This is a genomic window from Alkalitalea saponilacus (genome assembly GCF_900168165.1).
In the GTDB taxonomy this organism is placed as follows: domain Bacteria; phylum Bacteroidota; class Bacteroidia; order Bacteroidales; family Marinilabiliaceae; genus Natronoflexus; species Natronoflexus saponilacus.
On the sequence record NZ_FUYV01000004.1, the window covers coordinates 14,076 to 33,193 of the forward strand.

The window sequence follows — 19,118 nt, forward strand, 5'->3', positions numbered from 1 at the left end:
AACTTCGTATTGTAAAAAAATTAGACACTACATGTATGAAATTTGTACAATATGTTATCTTTATGTAATAATTAATTGTTTAGTCATCAGGTTTTTACATCGATGTATTGCGTCAGGCATAGTTTTAGTAGCTTTAGTCCATTATGACTATAAAATTCTGACAGACTATCAACCATTCAAATTATTTTTGAAATATGAAGGATTCCTCCATTATAATTGTTGACGACAATAAAAGTGTATTAACAGCACTGGAATTGTTGCTCTGTGGACGGTGTAAGAATGTTAAAACATTAACTTCTCCCAATTCGCTTTTACACGAATTGGGAAAAACCAATTACGATTTACTTTTGCTGGACATGAATTATTCTGCCGGAATTAATAGTGGCAATGAAGGAATATATTGGCTAAAACGGGTTTTGGATAAATATCCCAGTTTAAGTGTGATTATGATTACCGCTTATGGAGGGATTGAACTTGCAGTAAAAGCCGTGCGTATGGGAGCTACCGATTTTATCACCAAACCCTGGGAAAATACCAAAATGTTACAGGTTGTTGAGTCGGCTTGTCGGTTATCTGCCGGTAGAAAAAAAGCAAAAGGGAGTGCCAGCAATGTTAACATATCTGCGGGTAAGGTCGAAGATGTTTTCGAGGGAGAGTCTGAAAGCTGGAAAAAGGTTTTACAAATTATATCTAAAGTGGCTGCAACAGATGCCAATGTTCTGCTAACCGGTGAAAATGGAACCGGTAAAGAGGTGGTTGCAAAGAAGATTCATCAGTTATCCGGAAGAAAGGACAAATCTTTGGTGATGGTGGACATGGGAGCAATTGTTGAGGGGTTGTTTGAAAGTGAACTGTTTGGTCATAAAAAAGGTGCTTATACAGATGCCAAACTCGACAGAACCGGAAAAATTGAGGAGGCCAATGAAGGCACTCTTTTTCTGGATGAAATAGGAAACTTGCCTTTACCCATGCAGGCTAAACTGTTAACCGTTCTGCAAAGCAGAACTGTTACCCGGCTGGGAGAAAATGAACCCCGACCTGTAAATATCCGGTTACTTTCGGCTACCAACGGAGATCTGCCAAATATGGTTGAAACCGGACATTTTCGTGAGGATTTACTTTACCGTCTCAATACAATTCATATTGAAATACCTCCGCTTAGACAACGAAAAGCTGATATTCCAGGGTTTGTGAATCATTTTCTTTTAAAATATACCGAAAAATACAATAAAACAGGGTTGAAAATATCAGATTCGGCTATGGAGTTACTGTTTTCATATAACTGGCCGGGAAACGTTCGCGAATTGCAACACGCCATTGAGAAAGCTGTAATATTAAGTGATCAGGATAAAATTCAACCTGCAGATTTTATGTTTCGTGAAGTTGAAAGCCAAAAATCCATGAATCAGTTTAGCGGAACATTGGAGGAGATGGAAAAAAGTTTGATAGAAGACGCCATTATGCGCCATCAGGGAAATATGTCCTCAGTTGCCATGCAATTAGGAATTACCCGGCAAACTTTATACAATAAAATTAAAAAGTATGATTTATAAACTTATTAGAAACAGCGTTATATGGCGTGTTTCTTTAGTTGTTTTGGCCTCATTGGCAATCGGCTTTTTACTTGGCAAAAAGATGGATTTGTGGATGATTGCAACCCTTTTTATAATAACCATCTGGATGCTCATCCGATTGGTAAAATATATACAGCAACCCTATAAAAAACTTCACTATTTTATTGAATCAGTAAAAAATGATGATACAAGTACCCTGTTTTCAACGAAAACAGGTAATGCTTTTCTAAACGCTCTGCATTCTTCTCTTAATAACCTCAATCGCCTCATTCAGGAGAAAAGCATCAGAGTACGAATGGCCGAACGATATTTCAGTGAAATACTCCAGCATATTGATACGGCTGTTTTGGTTTTTAATGAAAAGGAATTTGTGTTAAACAGCAATAAATCAACCCTCCAGCTATTGGGGTTAAATACTCTGACCCACTTACGGCAACTTGATAAAGTAAATGGATCGTTAAGAGACCTGCTTCTGAACTGCGAAAACCAAAAAGAGAGAACCATTCATATCAGGAAAGAGAAAGAATCTATGCAGTTAATAGTCAGAAGCACCATCATCAGATTGCGCGATGAAACTGTTACTCTGGTTACCATGCAGGATATAAAAGGTGAATTGGAACGCAAAGAGCTTGATTCATGGTTAAAACTGATACGTGTTTTGAATCATGAAATAATGAATTCTCTCACTCCGGTTACTTCAATTGCCCAGTCTTTGGGTGAATTGTGGAAAAACAATCCGGTAAATGAAATAAAACCAAAGATTGTGGAACAGACCATTAATGGTTTGGATGCCATTGAGGAGAGAGGTGATGCATTGATGCGGTTTGTTGAAAGTTATCGTCTCTTTTCGCGGATGCCTGATTTGAGAATGTCCGAGGTAAGTATTACCGCCTTTTTTGATCGCACAAGTATTCTAATTTCTCCCATGAAAGAAGAAAAAAATGTATCAATACAATTTTATAAACCTGATATAGATTTTAATGCCCGCATGGATGAACAACTGATGCTACAGGTAATCATTAATTTAATAAAGAATTCCATTCAGGCGTTGAATCATGAAAATAACGGAAAAATTGAAGTATCAAGCCGGTTACTTAACGGCGATGTTATTGAAATCATAGTTGTTGATAACGGTTCGGGCATTCCGGATGAAATAAAAGATGAAATTTTTGTCCCATTTTTCACCACAAGAGAAGAGGGTTCCGGCATAGGTTTAAGCTATTCCCGACAAATATTAAGAGCACATGGCGGTTCTATTGGCTGCAATTCAGTTCCCGGAAGAACTGAGTTTTATGTAAGGTGGTAGGGGGTAGAGTTTAGGGTTGATAGTTGATGGTTTGATAGTTTAGCCAATTGCTCTTACGGTCTCCGGTTTCCGCTCTCCAGCTTAAAGTAAAACAAAATATTCCCGATTCTCGGGACGAAAACTAGCTTCGCAACTATAAACTTTATTTAACTGATAACTAAATCACCTCCAAATGCTCCGCATGCACCCAACCAACATTTCCATCTTCAATTTCAATTTCGTACCAATTGCCAATTACCTGAAGTATTCGCACGCGGGTTCCTGAATGTAAAACAAACAGTTCAGTTCCGCGAGCTTCAGGTGCACTTCGTACCGTTACCGATGGCGAAAATACGATGGCTCTGTTCCGATTCTCAAGCCGTTGTTTTTGGTTGTTTGCAAATGCAAAAGAAATTCCTGAAACCAAAACACCCAAAAGAGCAAGGAAGAAACTGATTTTACGAAAAATGATGGTTCTTGAGAAGAAATAGAATAAAAGTCCGGTAAGAAACAGGATGAAAGTAATAATTGAAATCCATGCCCAGGTATCCGGATTTGCACTGTTGCGAAATGAAGCAAACCAACGAACCAGAAAGAACTCACCAACTGGTTCTATGTTGTCTGTAATCTGGCTGTAGGCCAGATTCAGATTATGCCTGATATCTCTATCCTGAGGTGCAAGCAAAAGAGCTCTTTCGTAATTTAAAATGGCCGATGGCAGATATCCGTGCCGGTAATAAGCATTTGCAAGATTGTAGTATAAATCTGCCGAAACCATTCCTGAAGTTAGAACTTCTTCATAAAGTTCAATGGCTTCCTCATATTCACTTTCCATGTAATGCTGGTTAGCCCGTTCAATGATCAGGTTAAAATCAGCTTTTGCACTAAATGAAGTGAAAAAAATAAACAGAATAGTTATAATATATATATGACTTAACTTCATAGCTTTTATATAGTTTGCAATTTAACTACAAAACATTAATCCTTATCTCTATATTCTCCACTAATCAAAATCACTACCAACCCAAAACCATCAACTATCAACCCAAAACTCACAATCCCTTTTTCAACTGCTGCTCAAGTTTACTTATGGTTGTCAGAGTTTTCTTATAGAGTTCATCCCTCTCGCTGTGGTCGTTTTGTGGAGAGTAGCGTGCATACTCACAAGTGTCAATTATTCCCAGGAACTCATCAGAAATTTGTTCTTCTGCTCCACTGTTGATTAGGATGTTTCTTGCATTATCTTTATTGAGTTCAGCACGGGGTATTGAAAGTTTATCACTTGTATACCCCCAAAGAGCTCTTGCCAACTCTTCATAAAATCCTTCTTGGTCACCCTTTTTAAGTAATTGAGCAGATTTTTTAAGGTTTTTTCTGGCAATTCTGTTGGCTCTTCTGTTACGTACCTTTTGAACATCAGCGTTTTCTTTTATCCTTTTTTTGTTCAGGAAGAAGATGATAAAGAACAGAATGATTGGCACAACATATGCCAACACAAACAATCTGCTCCCGAAAAGGAAGACATTTCCTGGTTGCAGAACCATTGGAGAAGTTCGAATAAACCTGATGTCTTGTCCCAAAACCCTTACATTTTCTCGGGTTGCGGCTCTACCGGGAGATGCCGCAACAGGGGTTGTGGCATCTGATACACCAGCTGTACGTTCAACATTTATAGTTATTGGTTCACTTCTGAGTGTTTGGTATCTGCCGGTTGATGGATTAAAGAAACTATATTCAACTTGTGGAATTTCAAAGGTACCTGCATGTCTCGGTATAATTAGCGTTTCTATAGTTCGGGTTCCTCTTCCGCCTTGTGCCGTTTGCCTGATGTTGTTTGAAATATTGGGGTCAAATATATCAAAATCAGGGGGGAAGTTAAATTGGGGATTGCGCGCAAGTCTGTGATTCCCCGTTCCTGAAATCTCTGCTCTAACAGTAATACCATCGTTTACTTTCACATCGGTGGACGATGCTGTTACATTGAGTGAAATGTTTCCAACTACGCCTGAAAAATTTGCAGGACGAGGAGAGGGGAGGGGTTTCACCTGAATGTTTATAGGATCGGTGGATACTCTTTTGCGTACCGTTCTGTATGAGTCAAAAAAGTCTCCAAATATACTGTGTGATTGTCTTGCCTGTCTTTGCCTTACTAAAAACTCAATAGAGGTTGGCTCAATGGTTATTCTTCCTGTGGTTTGTGGATATAAAACTCTTTGATTGAATGTTCCTACACGGTAGTTTCGTCCTCTTATGTTTTCCATACTCCATTGAATACTTCCCGATTCTGACTCCAATTCTTCTACCAGGAAGTTTCTTAATTCTGGTTGTCTTACATCGGAAATCCCCTCAAGGTTTACCCTTGTGTAGATTCTTGTGGTTACAACCAGTGGTTCATCCTGCCAAACCTCACTTTTATTGGCAGTCATTGTTATGTAAATGTCCTCATCAGTTAAAGTTCCACCAGAAGGTTGTGGCTGTTGTCCGGGTTGGGTGGCTGGAGCATCAGCCTCGGATTCAATTACTTCAATGGTGACAGGGTTGCTTTGCACCCTTTGTCCATTAACTTGTATGGACGCAGCTGGTATGGTGAAACGACCTGTATTATCAGCTCTCAGCACATAAGTGTATGAATATTGTGTAGACCTGCTCACCTGATTGTTGACAATTTGGACAGATGAACTTTGAGAAATGGTCGGACCCATTAATATTTGAAAATCAGTAATGTCCGGTACGCGAATGTCATTGGCCTCTTTATTTATAGTGTAAACCAACTGAAAACGATTTCCCTGCACAACTGTTGACGGTGCAGTGGCCTTAAATTCAGTTTCCTGAGCCAATGCCGAGGTCCATACTGCCAGCAATGCTAATATATATATGGTTATTTTTTTCACAATTAAACGATTTGATTAAGTTCCTTTTGGTAAATTCTGTTTTTTGCGCGTTTTACGCAAAAAACATTCTGAAAATCATTTCAATTATAGTTTTTCGGAATAAAATTACCAATTTTTCTCGATTCTCACAGGTTGATCATCCTGATGACGATTCATTTTATCCATAATGTCTCTTTCATTCTCCTCAACAGCTTGCAATAATCGTTCCGCAGCTTCTCTGCTGATTCCTTCCGTTTCCTGTTGCTGTTGTTGCTGATCCTGTGGCTGCTGATCCTGATCCTGATCCTGCTCTTGTTGATCCTGTTCTTGTTGCTGCTGTTCTTCTTGCTGATCATCCTGATCCTGATCTTGCTGTTCTTCTTGCTGATCCCTCAGCTTTTTAGCAGCGATCAGATTATACCTGGTTTCATCATCAAGTGGATTATGTCGAAGCGACTCTTTATAGGATTCAATGCTTTGATCGATTTCCTGATTGTATAAGTAACTGTTCCCTAGATTGTGATATAATCTGGCGAGCGATTCAGGATTGTTGGTGTGTGGGGCAATGGCCTGAAAGCGTTCAATGGCTTCGTCGAATCTCTCCTGGCGAAATAGAACTGAGGCCAGATTGTAGCCGGCTTCAAAGGAGTTTGGATTGCGTCGAAGTGCTTCCCGAAACTCTATTTCGGCCTGTTCGTACTGCTCCTTTTCCATATGTTCCAAACCTCTTCGCACAAATCTTCTTTCATCCTGCGAAAAAGTTTCTGCTGTAAAAAGCAGCATTAAAAAAACAATGAATACGTTTAATATATTTTTATTGATTTTCATAACCGCCATGATTATTTCACCGTTAAACTTCCTTTTTCCTTCTCAATTTTATTAACTGTAAATAAGTCAATATTTCTCAGGAGTTTATTTTTTCTTTCAAGAATAATAAAATCAATAATCAGAATGAGTAGTACTAAAAACGCGATGTATTGGTATTGATTTTCAAAATCTGTATAGACTTTTGTTTCAAAATCAGCTCGTTCCAAATCTGAAAGTTCGTTCATCAATTGGTTGATGCCTGCTCTGATGTTGTTGGCCGGGATGTATTCCCCGTTGCCTGCCTGCGCGATGTCTGCTAACATCTGTTCATCGAGTCTTGTTATTACCACGTTCCCATTCCTGTCCCGAAGAAAGTTTCCGGAACCGCCAATTGGTATTGGACCACCTTCAGGGGAACCCATCCCAACGGTATAAACCAGAACGCCTTTTTCAGCAGCACGACGCGCTGCTCCAATGGCATCATCCTCATGGTTTTCTCCGTCAGAGATAACAATAATGGCACGGTTTACATCTTCCTGCTGGGTAAATGACTGCATGGATAAATCTATGGCTCGGCCAATGGCTGTTCCCTGAGTTGGCACAATATCTGTTGTGATGTTGTTAAGGAACATTCTAGCCGAAGCATAATCAGAAGTTATAGGTAATTGTACATACGCATTTCCGGCAAAAACGACAATTCCTATGCGATCGTTCACCAGCCGGTCGGTCAAACGGGCAACAGCTTGTTTGGCTCTTTCCAGTCTGCTTGGTTGAATGTCCTGACTATTCATGCTATTGGAAACATCCAAAGCTATCATTATCTCAATGCCTTGTCGCTGAACAGTTTGAAGACGTGTCCCAAACTGAGGAGCTGCCAGCGTAAAAATAAGACCCATTAATGCCAACAGCAATAAATAAAACTTTACCACCGGCCGGTATAAAGATACATCTGGCATTAAATGGTTAAGCAGATCCGTGTTGCCGAATCGTTCAAGAGCCATTCTCTTGCGATAGCTGAAAATAAGCTGAATAAATGCCAGTGCCGGTATAAGCAAAAGAAGATATAAGTATTCCGGATTTCCGAATCGAAACATGGCTATATTTTTTATTTATTCAATAATAATCTTTATTAAACTCTAAATCCTAACAATCTAATCACCCTCCAGCAATAAACTTTGAGCTTCCAATTTTAAACTTTTTTACGGTAAAGTTCTTAATACAGTATTTCTCAAAAGTATTTCAGTTAATAAAAATAGCATTGCCAGCAATGCGAATGGGAGAAACTCTTCAGAATGTCTGGTGTATTCCTGAACCTCTATCTGATGCCGTTCCAATTCATCAATTTCTCTATAAATAGCATCAAGTCCGCTTCTGTCTGTCGCTCTAAAATATTTTCCTCCCGTCAAATTTGCTATTTCAGTCAGCATGTCTTCATCTATTCGTACTTCAACATCTTGTATTTGAGTTCCAAATACGGTATTAACGGGAAATGGTGCAGTCCCTATAGAACCTACTCCAACTGTGTATACTCTAATGCCAAATGTTCTGGCAATTTCGGCTGCTGTTAGCGGGGCTATCTGTCCACGGTTATTCTCCCCATCCGAAAGAAGAATAATCACCTTGCTCTTTGAATCGCTGTCCTTGAGGCGGTTTACAGCGGCTGCAAGTCCCATTCCAATGGCTGTGCCGTCTTCCACCATTCCTGTTCTGACATCCTGCATTAAGTTAATAAGTACGCTGTGGTCGAGTGTCAAAGGGGACAAAGTAAATGCTTCTCCTGCGAAAATGGTTAATCCAATCCGGTCATGCGGGCGCATTCTAATGAAATCAATAGCTACTTCTTTAGCTGCTTCCATGCGGTTTGGTTCAAAATCCATGGCCAGCATACTACCGGAAATGTCCAAAGATATCATGATGTCAATCCCTTCGGTCGTAACATTTTGAAGCCGATTGGTGCTTTGTGGTCTTGCAAGAGCAATAATTAAAAATATGATAGTCAGACATCTTAAAGCAAAAGGCAGATGTCTGAGATAAGTTTTCTTCGATTTTTTTAAGCTTGCAAACCCTCTCAGGGTACTGATCTGTAGCGATGCATAAGCGGTTTTTTGCTTCCAGATGTACCATGCTATCATCGGTATCAGCAGCAACAGCAAATAGAAATAGTTTGGATGAAGAAATGTATAGTTCATATTAAAGTTCTCATTTAATCATGAAAAATCTGTAAAAACAAATTTTAGTTTCGTTCCTCCTGTTTTTCTTCGGAGGACGCTTCCTTTAACTCTTTTTCCAGTGCTTCCCTGGTTGGTACAGGCTCTTCCTTAGTTTGATTTACAAAGAAATAAGCTGAAATCAGGCAGTTGTCATTTTCATCCGGCAATGGTTCATATTTGGCAAATTTTGCCAAATCTGCGGTGCTAAGAACAGTCTCTATTTTATGAAAGAGATTTTTATCAGGGAACTCCTGATATTTCAGTGCACTCATGATTTCCCCTGAAGTTTGTTCCATGGCCGGAAAGTTGTATCTATCCTCCATGTATCGCCTCAAAGTATCTGTAAGCTGCGAATAGTATGATTTAATTTGTCCCGACTGCCACAACTTTTCACTCTTTATTTTGTCCAATGATTTAAGAGCCAGTATATGTGGCGGCTCTTTGGGCTTGGGTGGGAAAAATAGCTCTTTAACAGGAATTTCCCGTTTTTTATAGAAATAGTAACCAAGATAAGCCAATACCCCTAATATCAGTATGGTCAAAATCCAGTATTTAAATCGCCACAGCTCAGATAGTATGAACGGCAAATTAAATGGAAGTTTTATGTCAAAAAAACCTTTTGACGGATCAACTTCTGCAAAGGGATTAACTACCATTAGTGCAGAAGACTGGGTTTCAGCTCTTCTTGCCAATTCTCCATCCATATATTCGAATCGCAACGGCGGAATATAATGTAAACCACTATCAAATGAGGTAATCCTGTATCGCTGTGTGATGGCAATTCGTTGGTTCTCAAGAAGCGTTGTGTCCGGCTTTGATTTTCTGACAACCTCAATGTTCTTGGTTATGGTATCGCTTATGTTTGGAAATGCTAATTGAATATTTTCCGGTTGCGATATTTCAATGGTCAAATCCATTTGTCCGCCAATCACCATCAATGTGGAGTCAAGTTTTGCCGACACAGTAACAGTCTGAGCTATGTTAATGGCCGGAAAAATGAACAGCAACAAAAGAGCCGGAAGTATTTTCGCGTTCAATAATTTCTTTCCTGTCATTTTAATTTCTTTTTTTGAATAGCGACATCAATGCTTTTACATAATCCTCATCGGTTCTCACGGCGACGCTGTCCACACCACATTTTGTAAATGTGGTGTTCAGGTTTCGTTCATTCTCTTCCCACCACTTGTTAAAAGCTTGACGTGTGTTTTTGTTGGATGTGTTTATCCATTGGTTCTCACCTGTTTCAGCGTCTTTGAATTGTACAAATCCGATGTCAGGAAGAAGTGTTTCCCTTGGATCGTATACACGTAAGGCTACCATATCATGCTTTTGGTTGGCTATTTTCAAAGCATCCTCAAAGTTATCATCAATAAAATCGGAGATGACAAAAGCTGTACAACGCTTTTTAATGGCGTTTGTCAGGTATCGTAACACTTCCGAAATATTGGTTTCCCGTTGTTCCGGAGAATATGTGATTAATTCGCGTATGATATGGAGAATATGTTTACGGCCTTTTTTGGGTGGAATAAACTTCTCAATTCTGTCTGAAAAGAATATAACGCCGGTTTTGTCATTATTTTGTATGGCTGAAAATGCCAAAACGGCCGCTATTTCAGTGATGATGTTCTTTTTGAATCTCCAGGTTGTGCCAAACTCCCGCGAGCCTGATACGTCAATCAGCAGCATCACTGTTAACTCCCTTTCCTCCTCAAAAATCTTCACATAGGGATGATTAAAACGGGCAGTTACATTCCAGTCGATGCTTCTGATATCGTCGCCGTAATGATATTCCCGAACTTCACTAAACATCATCCCCCGACCTTTAAACGCGGTGTGGTACTCTCCTGCGAAAATATTGCTGGAGAGACCGCGCGTTTTAATCTCAATCTGTCGAACTCGTTTTAATATGTCGGTTGTATCCATTGATTATTCAGTTACCAGTTATCAGTGTTCAGTTGTCAGTTACCAGTTATCAGTTGTCAGTTACCAGTTATCAGTGTTCAGTTGACTAGTTTTCAGGTTTAAGTGCTCGTTACCACTGTTCATTGCTCACTGAACACTGCTCACTAATTAAGGTACTTCAACAGTATTCAATATTTCGCTGATAATTTCTTCTGAAGTGATGTTATTGGCTTCTGCTTCGTATGATAATCCAATTCTGTGGCGCATTACATCATGACAAACGGCTCTCACGTCTTCCGGAATCACGTAACCGCGACGCTTGATAAAAGCGTAAGCTTTTGATGCCATGGCAAGACTGATGCTGGCACGGGGAGATGCTCCATAGGATATCATATCCTTATATTTTTCCAGCTTGTAATTTTCCGGAAAACGTGTGGAGAATACGATGTCTACGATGTATTTCTCAATTTTTTCATCCATATATACATCTTTCACAACCTTTCTGGCTCTGATGATGTCATCGGGCTTTAGAATTGTTGATGCCTTTGGAAATGATTGTGCCAGGTTATGACGAATGATCTCCTGCTCTTCATTCTTTTGAGGATAAGAAATAACCACTTTCAGCATGAACCTGTCAACTTGAGCTTCGGGGAGGGGATAAGTTCCTTCCTGCTCAATGGGGTTTTGTGTGGCAAGTACAAGAAATGGCTCAGGTAGTTTATAGGTTTTATCACCAATGGTCACCTGTCTTTCCTGCATAGCTTCTAAAAGTGCACTCTGCACTTTTGCCGGCGCACGGTTTATCTCATCCGCTAATACAAAATTGGTAAATAGTGGCCCTTTTTTTACAACAAACTCTTCGTTTTTCTGGCTATAAATCATTGTACCCAAAAGGTCGGCCGGTAACAGATCAGGGGTGAACTGAATTCTGCTGAATTTGGCATCAACGATGCTTGCCAAAGTGTTAATTGCAAGTGTTTTTGCTAGTCCCGGTACACCTTCTAAAAGTATGTGTCCGTCGCTTAATAATCCGGTTAAAAGACTTTCTACCAGATGTTTCTGACCAACTATTACTTTGTTCATTTCGATGGTCAACAGGTCAACGAACGAACTTTCCTGCTTTATTCTTTCGTTAAGTTCTTTGATGTCAACAGTTTGATTCATAATTTTATCGTTTTTCCGATTAGCGAATTATGTTTAATTTCTGATAACGTTTATCAAAAGTATATAAGCAACAGCCAAAAACGGAGTGATGGCTGTTAATGTTTGTTAAAATAGGCGATTGGCTGATTTTCCTGTCGCCGTTTTCATATCAATAATTGTTCCATTTTTTTATGATGTCAGCATATTCTGAACCAGATTTTTTATGGAAAATATGGCTGAATCATTAAATTTGAACTTAAAATTTAAGAACTATGTTTGAAAATGATGAATTTGTATGCCGCCACATGCAGTTGACCAAAGGCGATATTGTTCGTGTGATACGCGAAAAAGAGTTAACCTCTTTTTCTGAAATTCAGGATGAAACAGATGCAGGAACCATTTGTGGTACTTGTGTAGCCGACATTGAGGAAATATTGGAAGAGGAGCTTGAGCGACGAAAATCAATAGGAAACTAAGGGATCAATATAGAACTGTCTCCGTAGCTGAGGAACCTGAAATCGTTATTCATAGCGTACTCGTAAACCGCTTTCCAGTTATCGCCTATTAGAGCGCTAATAAGTAACAAAAGCGTGCTTTTGGGTTGGTGAAAATTGGTAATCAGACCATTAATGATTTTAAACTGATACCCGGGTGCTACCATAATTGATGTTGAAGCCTTAAAGGTCGTTTCTCCTGATTGATTCAGATGGTTCAATAGTGCTTTTAATGCCTCATTTACAGGGATGTCTGATGGCATTTCAAAACCATCCCATTGTCCTATTTTTTTGTATTCCAGTTTGTTGATTATTCTCACGCCGGCATAGTATAGCGATTCCAGCGTTCTCACCGAGGTTGTGCCAACGGCAATAACCGGATTGTTATGATTGAGCAGTTGTTCAATGGATGTACAGCTTATCTCGAACTGTTCAGTATGCATCGCATGGCCACTTATTTTTTCACTTTTAACCGGTTGAAATGTGCCTGCTCCAACATGAAGAGTAATCTCCAGTCGTTTGTGGTTTTGCTCTTCAATATTTTTAAGAATGGTTTTGGAGAAATGGAGACCTGCAGTGGGTGCCGCCACCGAACCATTGAGTTTCGAATAAACGGTTTGATACCTTTCGGTATCAATGGTTTCGGATTCTCTGTTAAGATAAGGCGGGATAGGGGTTTGTCCCATTCCTTCCAGAATGTCTGCAAAATTGGCATGCTGGTTTTTCCACGAGAATTTAATGATGCACGCATCATTAATTCTTTCTACTAGTTGGGCAAAAATATTTACATCGCCAACAGTAGTATTGGCGACGGCGGAAAGTGTTTCTCCTTTCCATTTTTTTAAGTTTCCCACCAAACAGATCCATTCTACTTCTTGGGTTTGCTGAAATGCCATGGCGGCATCCGATGGATTATGTGGTTCCAGACAGAATATTTCAATTTTTGCACCGGTTGACTTAAAAAAATGGATGCGGGCTCTGATGACCCGTGTATTATTGAAAACCAATAGTGTATTTTGAGGTAAATACTCCGGCAGATTTTTGAAATTTGTATGATTCACTGACTGGTTTTTGTAAACCAATAAATTGGACTCATCCCTATTGGTTAAAGGATATTTGGCAATTCTTTCGTCAGGTAAATGATAGTTAAAATCTGAAATATTTATTTCCGGAACAGGCATAATTGATTTTCTTCTTTTTTCGGGTGCAAAAATAACTAACTTTGCGAAACAAAGAGTTAAATCCGGTAAAATATCATGTTATGCGCGTAGAGAAAGGCGACAGAGTAAGGTTTTTAAATGAAGTAGGTGGTGGTACTGTTACAAGAACCGAAGGAAATCTTGTTTTCGTAGAGGACGAAGATGGTTTTGAAGTACCTGCTCCCATTTTTGAAGTGGTTATTGTTGAAAAAGCGAATCAAATTACATCTGATAATATAAAAGAATCACCTGTTAAGGAACAAGTTGTAACGAGGAACGAAAAGGTGTCTGAGCCTGAAGCCTATCACGAAGAGATGGAGGAGAAGGGGCATGACGACTTCAATCCAAGGTTTTACCTTGGATTTATTAAAGCCGGTAAAGACCAGTCTGAACTGGAGCAATATCTAATCAACGACAGTAATTATTACTGCTCATATCTCATTTCAGAACTACGTGAGGATGGATATATGTATGCTTTACATCAGGGAATTGTTGAGCCCAACACTAAAACTCCTGTGGATCAGGTTGTAGTTCAGGATTTGGATGTTAGCTGGGATATTCAGTTGATATTGTTCCGCAAAGGAAAGCCTTATCCGGCCATAAAACCTGTATCGACTTCCGTTTCCATTAAAGCACGAAAATTTTATAAGGAGAACAGCTTTACTAATAACGATTTCTTTTATCAGCCTGCAGTTTTAATTTCCATCATAAAAAATGAATTGGAACAGAAAATGGAACTTTTAACTGAGAAGGAAACCAAAGCGATTATAAAAGAGAAAGAGGGAAATAGCGAACCACGACCAGCCAAAGTTAAACGCAAATCTACACCGGAATTACTGGAAATTGATCTACATATACACGAGCTGATTGATGCCGTTACAGGATTGTCAAATGGTGAAATTTTGCAAATTCAGATGGATAAATTCCACACCATCATGGCAGAAAACATAAAGAATAAGGGGCGAAAAATTGTATTCATTCATGGGGTTGGCAATGGTACTCTGAAAACCGAAATCCGAAAGCAGTTAGATCGCAAGTATAAAGGACTATACTATCAGGATGCTTCTTTTCGTGAATATGGTTATGGTGCAACCATGGTTATACTGTAACGGTATTTCTGGGTATATATCTGCCGGTCATTTCTCTGGTGCTAATCAGTTGATCCTCGCTAATGAAATGACCATTTAATATCAGTCCAAAAATGTCTTTTCGGAAAAGAGATAGATTTGCACCCAGTGGTGTCTCCGCATTTACTTTTTCCGGATCCCATATGATTATATCGGCATCTGATCCTGCCTGTAAAAGACCTTTTTGTGGAAAGATTCCCAACAACTTAGCCGGTCGCGTTGCGTACATGTCACAAAGATCTATCAATGAGCCTATTTCCGGCTCACCTGATTTCAGCGTTTCCGAAATAAATGACAAGTGTTGACTGTTTTCTATGAAATTATCCTGTTTTATTCCAGGTGGTTCGAGTTTTGGTGGAGAAATAAGCAAGTTCTTATTAGCATGATATTTATCCAGGTTCTTGTAAACTTCAGATGCATTTGATTGCATCATGCTATTTATATCCAGAGATGCATAGATGTTTTCAGATTGATAACCACCCGGATTGATAATTTCAAGTTCTTCGGAAGTGCAGATCCCTAAAAAAAGAACATTCGTTCTTTTTTTTCTTACTGCATGAACTATTTGGCTAAGCATTGTCAAATCAGAAGCATGCTTCCCGGATTTGATGTTACTCTGTTGATTGCAAAATCTGGTTTCACATATCAGGAGTAACTCTTCATCAGATATCATATCAATTAAATCATTAAATTCTCCTGATATGAATTTATCCAGATGTTTATACTTCAACAGCAGAGAGGTGATACCACCTCTCAAATGGCCTAATTCCAGTTCATCTTTGTTTAGTTTACTGCTTCTAAGTGCATCCAGATGAAGACCGAAATCGGAAATTATGGGTAGACAATCGTTTTTAAGAGTTCTGATCTTTTCAAGGCTAAATTCATCTCTTTTGATCTTCAGAGTATCCATTAAAAATGTAGCTCCATGTGAAAGAGCTATGTATATGGCCGAGGATATTGGCTCCTCATCCGATTTGAGAAACGGGCAATTGTAATGAATTAATCCTGGTAGTAAATATTTGTTTTCTGCATCTATGATTAATGTATCTGGAGTTGGTTTTCTGATGTTTTTTGCAATTTCAATTACTCTGCTATTACCAATAAGAATATCACCGGTAAATAGAGTGTTTCCGGCGACTATTTTCCCATTGCATAACAGTGTATATTGCATGTTTTCCTTTAATTTCTTTATTAAAAATATGGATAATTATTGAATTAGTCAACCTTCATATTCACTATCAGGTTCAATAAAATTAAATATCGATTCCAAACCGGTTAAATAAGTATTAATTTAGTCGGCTCAAAATTGATAATATGATCTGGTTATTCCTTACGTTGTTTTCTGCAGTTTTTCTGGGTATATACGAAGTTATTAAGAAGCATGCTCTGAAAGATAATGCTGTGTGGTTGGTGTTGTTGTACAGTACTTTTAGCAGTAGTGTTGTTTTTCTGCCACTCATCATTTTGTCTGCTTCCGGGGCTATTGAGGCCGGAAGCTATTTATATGTCCCGATTATATCTCTTCAAGAGCATTTACTGATCTTAACAAAAACCCTGATTGTTTTAACTTCGTGGGTTTTTTCATATTTTTCCTTGAAAAATCTTCCCATAACCATTGCTTCACCCATCCGAGCAACAGCTCCCGTCTGGACGCTGATGGGGGCTCTGGTTATCTACTCCGAAAGGTTATCAGTTGTTCAGTGGATCGGGTTAGTTATTACGCTTTTCTTTTTCTTTATGTTTTCCACTGCCGGAAGAAAGGAGGGCATATCTTTCCGTCATAATAAATGGGTATGGTTTGCTGTTATGGGAACCTTGTTTGCATCGGCCAGCGCACTTTTCGATAAATTTCTTATTCAGACCATTGATAGAATGGCCGTTCAGGCTTTTTTTAGTGTTTATCAGATAGTCCTTCTATTGCCGGTAGTTTTTGTTATCAGAAAAACTATGGCAAACCCGCTTCCACTTATCTGGCGCTGGAGTATTCCTCTAATTGGTCTTTTTTTGGTAATTGCTGATTATTTGTACTTCTTCGCACTTGATTTTCCTGAAGCACTTATTTCAGTTGTATCTACGCTTCGAAGAGGTAGTGTGGTTGTGGCATTCTTTTTTGGTGCCATGTTGTTTCACGAGGTCAACATTGGCCGAAAAGGGATTTTATTAGCCGGGATTTTGATTGGTATTATCATTTTGATGATGGGGTAGATGGGGGTAGGGTGAAAAGGTGATATGGTGATATGGTGGAATGGTAGGAGGGTTTTTAGTAAATAAAAAAGATTGTAACACCTGCTACTGCCAGAAAGGCTCCAATGACTTCTTTAGTGGTTATTTTTTCTTTGAAAAAATACCATGCCAGGGGAATGATGAGTACAGGTGTTAGAGAGTTCAGCGTTGATGCAATACCCGTGGTGGTATATTTTATGGCCAACAGGCTTAACGAAACACCCAAAAATGGACCGAAAAATGAGCCGATTGTGATATGCCACATGGCTTTGGTATGCTTCATGGCTGCTTTTACCTGATACCATTTTCCGGTTATAGTGAAAAGAATTGAAAAACCTATGATGCCAGTTATCACTCTTATTTGTGTCGACATAAACGGATCAGCGTCCTGCATTCCGAATTTACTGAGTACCAGTCCCAGACCTTGGCCGGCAGCTCCACCCAGCGCTAAAAGAATTCCTTTTGCGGGGTAGTGAAATTGCATTTTTCTCCCTTTTACAGGTTTGGCCAATATAACCAGCGCAATTCCCCAAATTGTAACGAACATTCCGATAGAATTTGCAATGGATAATTTTTCACCAATAATCAACCAGCCAAACAGGGCTGTTAATGGGGGCGAAAGCGACATGAGTAACATAGATATTCTTGCACCTGTAACCACAAACGCCTGAAATAGAAGCAGGTCTCCAATGACGAAGCCAATTAAACCAGATACGCTTAACCAAACCCATGCATGCGTGGATGCGTTTTGTGGGAAAAAATGTCCGTTGGTAATAAGTGTGTAAAAACCGAGCCAGAAAAGTGCCATTACAAGACGAATCAGATTGACGGGTAGTGATCCTACTTTTTTTCCTGCCGATTCGAAGGCAAGACTGGTAAATGTCCAGCAGATTGCTGTTAATAGTGCGGCTATTTCTCCCAGATTTCCGGAGACAAATTCATTCATCTGTAGCGATTCTTTGTATGTGTTTTTCGGTGATCACAAAGAAAGACTAAATTGATGAAATTTTACATGATTTCTATAAGAAAACAATGTGGTTATTTATTTTTTAAATGAATGCTATTAGAGTAGTTGAATTGACCATTCCTTAAGCTGTGGCACTGAGTGGCGAACTTGTGAAGAATTCCGTTTTACGGAATTTCAGTTTTTAAGGTCTGTCAATATTATTGTTATGAATATATGCTTGATTGGCAAGCGCATAATGCTTTTTGGTCACATTGTTCAATCAGTTGGTAATAAGAAGTTTGCTTACATCTAATAATCTAATATCTAGTAATTTATTGGTCTATAGTAAGCACCTACGGATACATTGATTATAAGCAACAGGTTGAACGAATGTATCAGGAAATGAGATCTCAATATAAAGTATCCGTAGGCTCTTTAATTACCGGGTTGGATGCTTATTTGCATTTGCAGTTTCCACCGCATTTACAAGACCCCCCGGAACCGCTTTTGCAAGCGCAGTTTCCTCCGCAACCACATTTCGATTGCTCATCCTGGGTAGCTCCGGTATAGACGTAAACTTCCCCTTTGTCTGTTTCATATGAATTGCTCATAAGTCTTTCATTTTAGTTCGTATGACAAAATAACGAATTTTGATTGAGATAAACAAGACAAAAAACTCCGAAATAGTTATTCGCTTTAATTTTTATCTTTGTTGTATATTTGCTAGTCAGCAAATATACAAATATCCAAATCAGATTCTTTGATGGAAAAAATAGATTTATCCAGGTACGATAACAGTTGGTATGATCCCGGTAGGGGCGCTTTTCTTCGTTCGCTTTGGTTTATAATAAATGCTTTGTTTTTCATTAATGCCCTAAATCCATCCTCTGGTATTAAATTGTTTTTTCTTCGATTGTTTGGTGCAAAATTAGGCAAAAACGTTGTTATTAAACCCGGGGTTAATATAAAATATCCCTGGAACATTGAGATTGGAGATTACACGTGGATTGGTGAGCGGGTTTGGATTGACAGTCTGGGATCTGTGAAAATTGGTGCTAATTGTTGTTTATCGCAAGGTTCGATGATTTTAAATGGCAATCATGACTATACTTCACCGACCTTCGATTTGCAAGTAAAACCTATCATTTTGGAGCATGGTGTATGGATTGGTGCTCATGCCGTGGTTACACCCGGAACTTTATGTGGGTCTCACTCCGTATTAAGTGTTAACAGTGTAGCTTCAAAAACATTGGAGCCTTATGGTATTTATCGCGGAAACCCCGCGATAAAAGTCAGAGAACGAAGTATTGCAGAATAATATTAAATTTACTTGTCGTA

General features: G+C 39.0%; 18 protein-coding genes. 6 read left to right on the forward strand and 12 right to left on the reverse strand.

The genetic code is table 11. The features are described 5' to 3' along the window. The first annotated feature begins 194 nt into the window (after positions 1-194). Together B5X70_RS04535 and B5X70_RS04540 are read left to right on the forward strand one after the other, a co-directional pair. Complete coding sequence (locus B5X70_RS04535; protein WP_079556701.1) at positions 195-1,553, forward strand: sigma-54-dependent transcriptional regulator; 1,359 nt, start codon at positions 195-197, stop codon at positions 1,551-1,553. Further along, positions 1,543-2,880, forward strand: a complete 1,338-nt coding sequence (locus B5X70_RS04540; RefSeq protein ID WP_079556702.1) for a sensor histidine kinase — start codon at positions 1,543-1,545, stop codon at positions 2,878-2,880. Before B5X70_RS04535 ends, B5X70_RS04540 begins: the two co-directional genes overlap by 11 nt. Positions 2,881-3,037: 157 nt before the next feature. On the opposite strand, the gene B5X70_RS04545 is transcribed toward B5X70_RS04540, so the two are convergent. The 8 genes from B5X70_RS04545 to B5X70_RS04580 form a co-directional block, all read right to left on the reverse strand. Then, positions 3,038-3,802 carry a tetratricopeptide repeat protein gene (locus B5X70_RS04545; protein ID WP_079556703.1) on the reverse strand — a complete coding sequence of 255 codons (765 nt, stop codon included), beginning with the start codon at positions 3,800-3,802 and terminating at the stop codon, positions 3,038-3,040. Positions 3,803-3,911: 109 nt separating this feature from the next. Beyond that, positions 3,912-5,750, reverse strand: a complete 1,839-nt coding sequence (locus B5X70_RS04550; protein ID WP_232468331.1) for a BatD family protein — start codon at positions 5,748-5,750, stop codon at positions 3,912-3,914. Between the two features lie 105 nt (positions 5,751-5,855). Further along, the gene (locus tag B5X70_RS04555; protein WP_079556905.1) at positions 5,856-6,557 is read right to left on the reverse strand and encodes a tetratricopeptide repeat protein; all 702 of its coding nucleotides are present in this window, start codon (positions 6,555-6,557) and stop codon (positions 5,856-5,858) included. Between the two features lie 11 nt (positions 6,558-6,568). Further along, positions 6,569-7,630, reverse strand: coding sequence for a VWA domain-containing protein (locus B5X70_RS04560; RefSeq protein WP_079556705.1), 1,062 nt, complete (start codon positions 7,628-7,630; stop codon positions 6,569-6,571). 105 nt (positions 7,631-7,735) lie between these two features. Next, positions 7,736-8,725 (reverse strand): vWA domain-containing protein, encoded by a 990-nt coding sequence (locus tag B5X70_RS04565; RefSeq protein WP_079556706.1) that lies wholly within the window; start codon positions 8,723-8,725, stop codon positions 7,736-7,738. 44 nt (positions 8,726-8,769) lie between these two features. Continuing rightward, positions 8,770-9,801 carry a hypothetical protein gene (locus tag B5X70_RS04570; RefSeq protein ID WP_079556707.1) on the reverse strand — a complete coding sequence of 344 codons (1,032 nt, stop codon included), beginning with the start codon at positions 9,799-9,801 and terminating at the stop codon, positions 8,770-8,772. A gap of 1 nt (position 9,802) precedes the next feature. Further along, positions 9,803-10,669, reverse strand: a complete 867-nt coding sequence (locus tag B5X70_RS04575; protein ID WP_079556708.1) for a DUF58 domain-containing protein — start codon at positions 10,667-10,669, stop codon at positions 9,803-9,805. 147 nt (positions 10,670-10,816) lie between these two features. Beyond that, a complete protein-coding gene (locus B5X70_RS04580) occupies positions 10,817-11,812 on the reverse strand; it encodes an AAA family ATPase (protein WP_079556709.1) in 996 nt (331 codons plus the stop codon). Positions 11,813-12,063: 251 nt separating this feature from the next. On the opposite strand from B5X70_RS04580, the gene B5X70_RS04585 reads away from it, so the two are divergent. After that, a complete protein-coding gene (locus B5X70_RS04585; RefSeq protein WP_079556710.1) occupies positions 12,064-12,267 on the forward strand; it encodes a (2Fe-2S)-binding protein in 204 nt (67 codons plus the stop codon). Here the strand turns inward: B5X70_RS04585 and B5X70_RS04590 are convergent. After that, positions 12,264-13,466, reverse strand: coding sequence for an S-adenosylmethionine:tRNA ribosyltransferase-isomerase (locus B5X70_RS04590; protein WP_079556711.1), 1,203 nt, complete (start codon positions 13,464-13,466; stop codon positions 12,264-12,266). The genes B5X70_RS04585 and B5X70_RS04590 overlap by 4 nt on opposite strands. Positions 13,467-13,546: 80 nt before the next feature. Between B5X70_RS04590 and B5X70_RS04595 the strand changes: the two genes are divergently transcribed. Continuing rightward, positions 13,547-14,593 (forward strand): DUF2027 domain-containing protein, encoded by a 1,047-nt coding sequence (locus tag B5X70_RS04595; RefSeq protein WP_079556712.1) that lies wholly within the window; start codon positions 13,547-13,549, stop codon positions 14,591-14,593. On the opposite strand, the gene B5X70_RS04600 is transcribed toward B5X70_RS04595, so the two are convergent. Then, complete coding sequence (locus B5X70_RS04600) at positions 14,583-15,782, reverse strand: amidohydrolase family protein (protein ID WP_079556713.1); 1,200 nt, start codon at positions 15,780-15,782, stop codon at positions 14,583-14,585. The genes B5X70_RS04595 and B5X70_RS04600 overlap by 11 nt on opposite strands. A gap of 143 nt (positions 15,783-15,925) precedes the next feature. On the opposite strand from B5X70_RS04600, the gene B5X70_RS04605 reads away from it, so the two are divergent. Further along, on the forward strand, positions 15,926-16,816 hold the full coding sequence (locus tag B5X70_RS04605) for a DMT family transporter (RefSeq protein ID WP_232468332.1): 891 nt from the start codon (positions 15,926-15,928) through the stop codon (positions 16,814-16,816). A gap of 55 nt (positions 16,817-16,871) precedes the next feature. On the opposite strand, the gene B5X70_RS04610 is transcribed toward B5X70_RS04605, so the two are convergent. Next, the gene (locus tag B5X70_RS04610; protein WP_079556714.1) at positions 16,872-17,780 is read right to left on the reverse strand and encodes a DMT family transporter; all 909 of its coding nucleotides are present in this window, start codon (positions 17,778-17,780) and stop codon (positions 16,872-16,874) included. 439 nt (positions 17,781-18,219) lie between these two features. Then, a complete protein-coding gene (locus tag B5X70_RS18020; protein ID WP_157666534.1) occupies positions 18,220-18,378 on the reverse strand; it encodes a hypothetical protein in 159 nt (52 codons plus the stop codon). Between the two features lie 165 nt (positions 18,379-18,543). Here B5X70_RS18020 and B5X70_RS04615 point away from each other — a divergent pair, with 165 nt between their 5' ends. Then, positions 18,544-19,098, forward strand: coding sequence for a WcaF family extracellular polysaccharide biosynthesis acetyltransferase (locus tag B5X70_RS04615; RefSeq protein WP_079556715.1), 555 nt, complete (start codon positions 18,544-18,546; stop codon positions 19,096-19,098). Positions 19,099-19,118 lie beyond the last annotated feature (20 nt).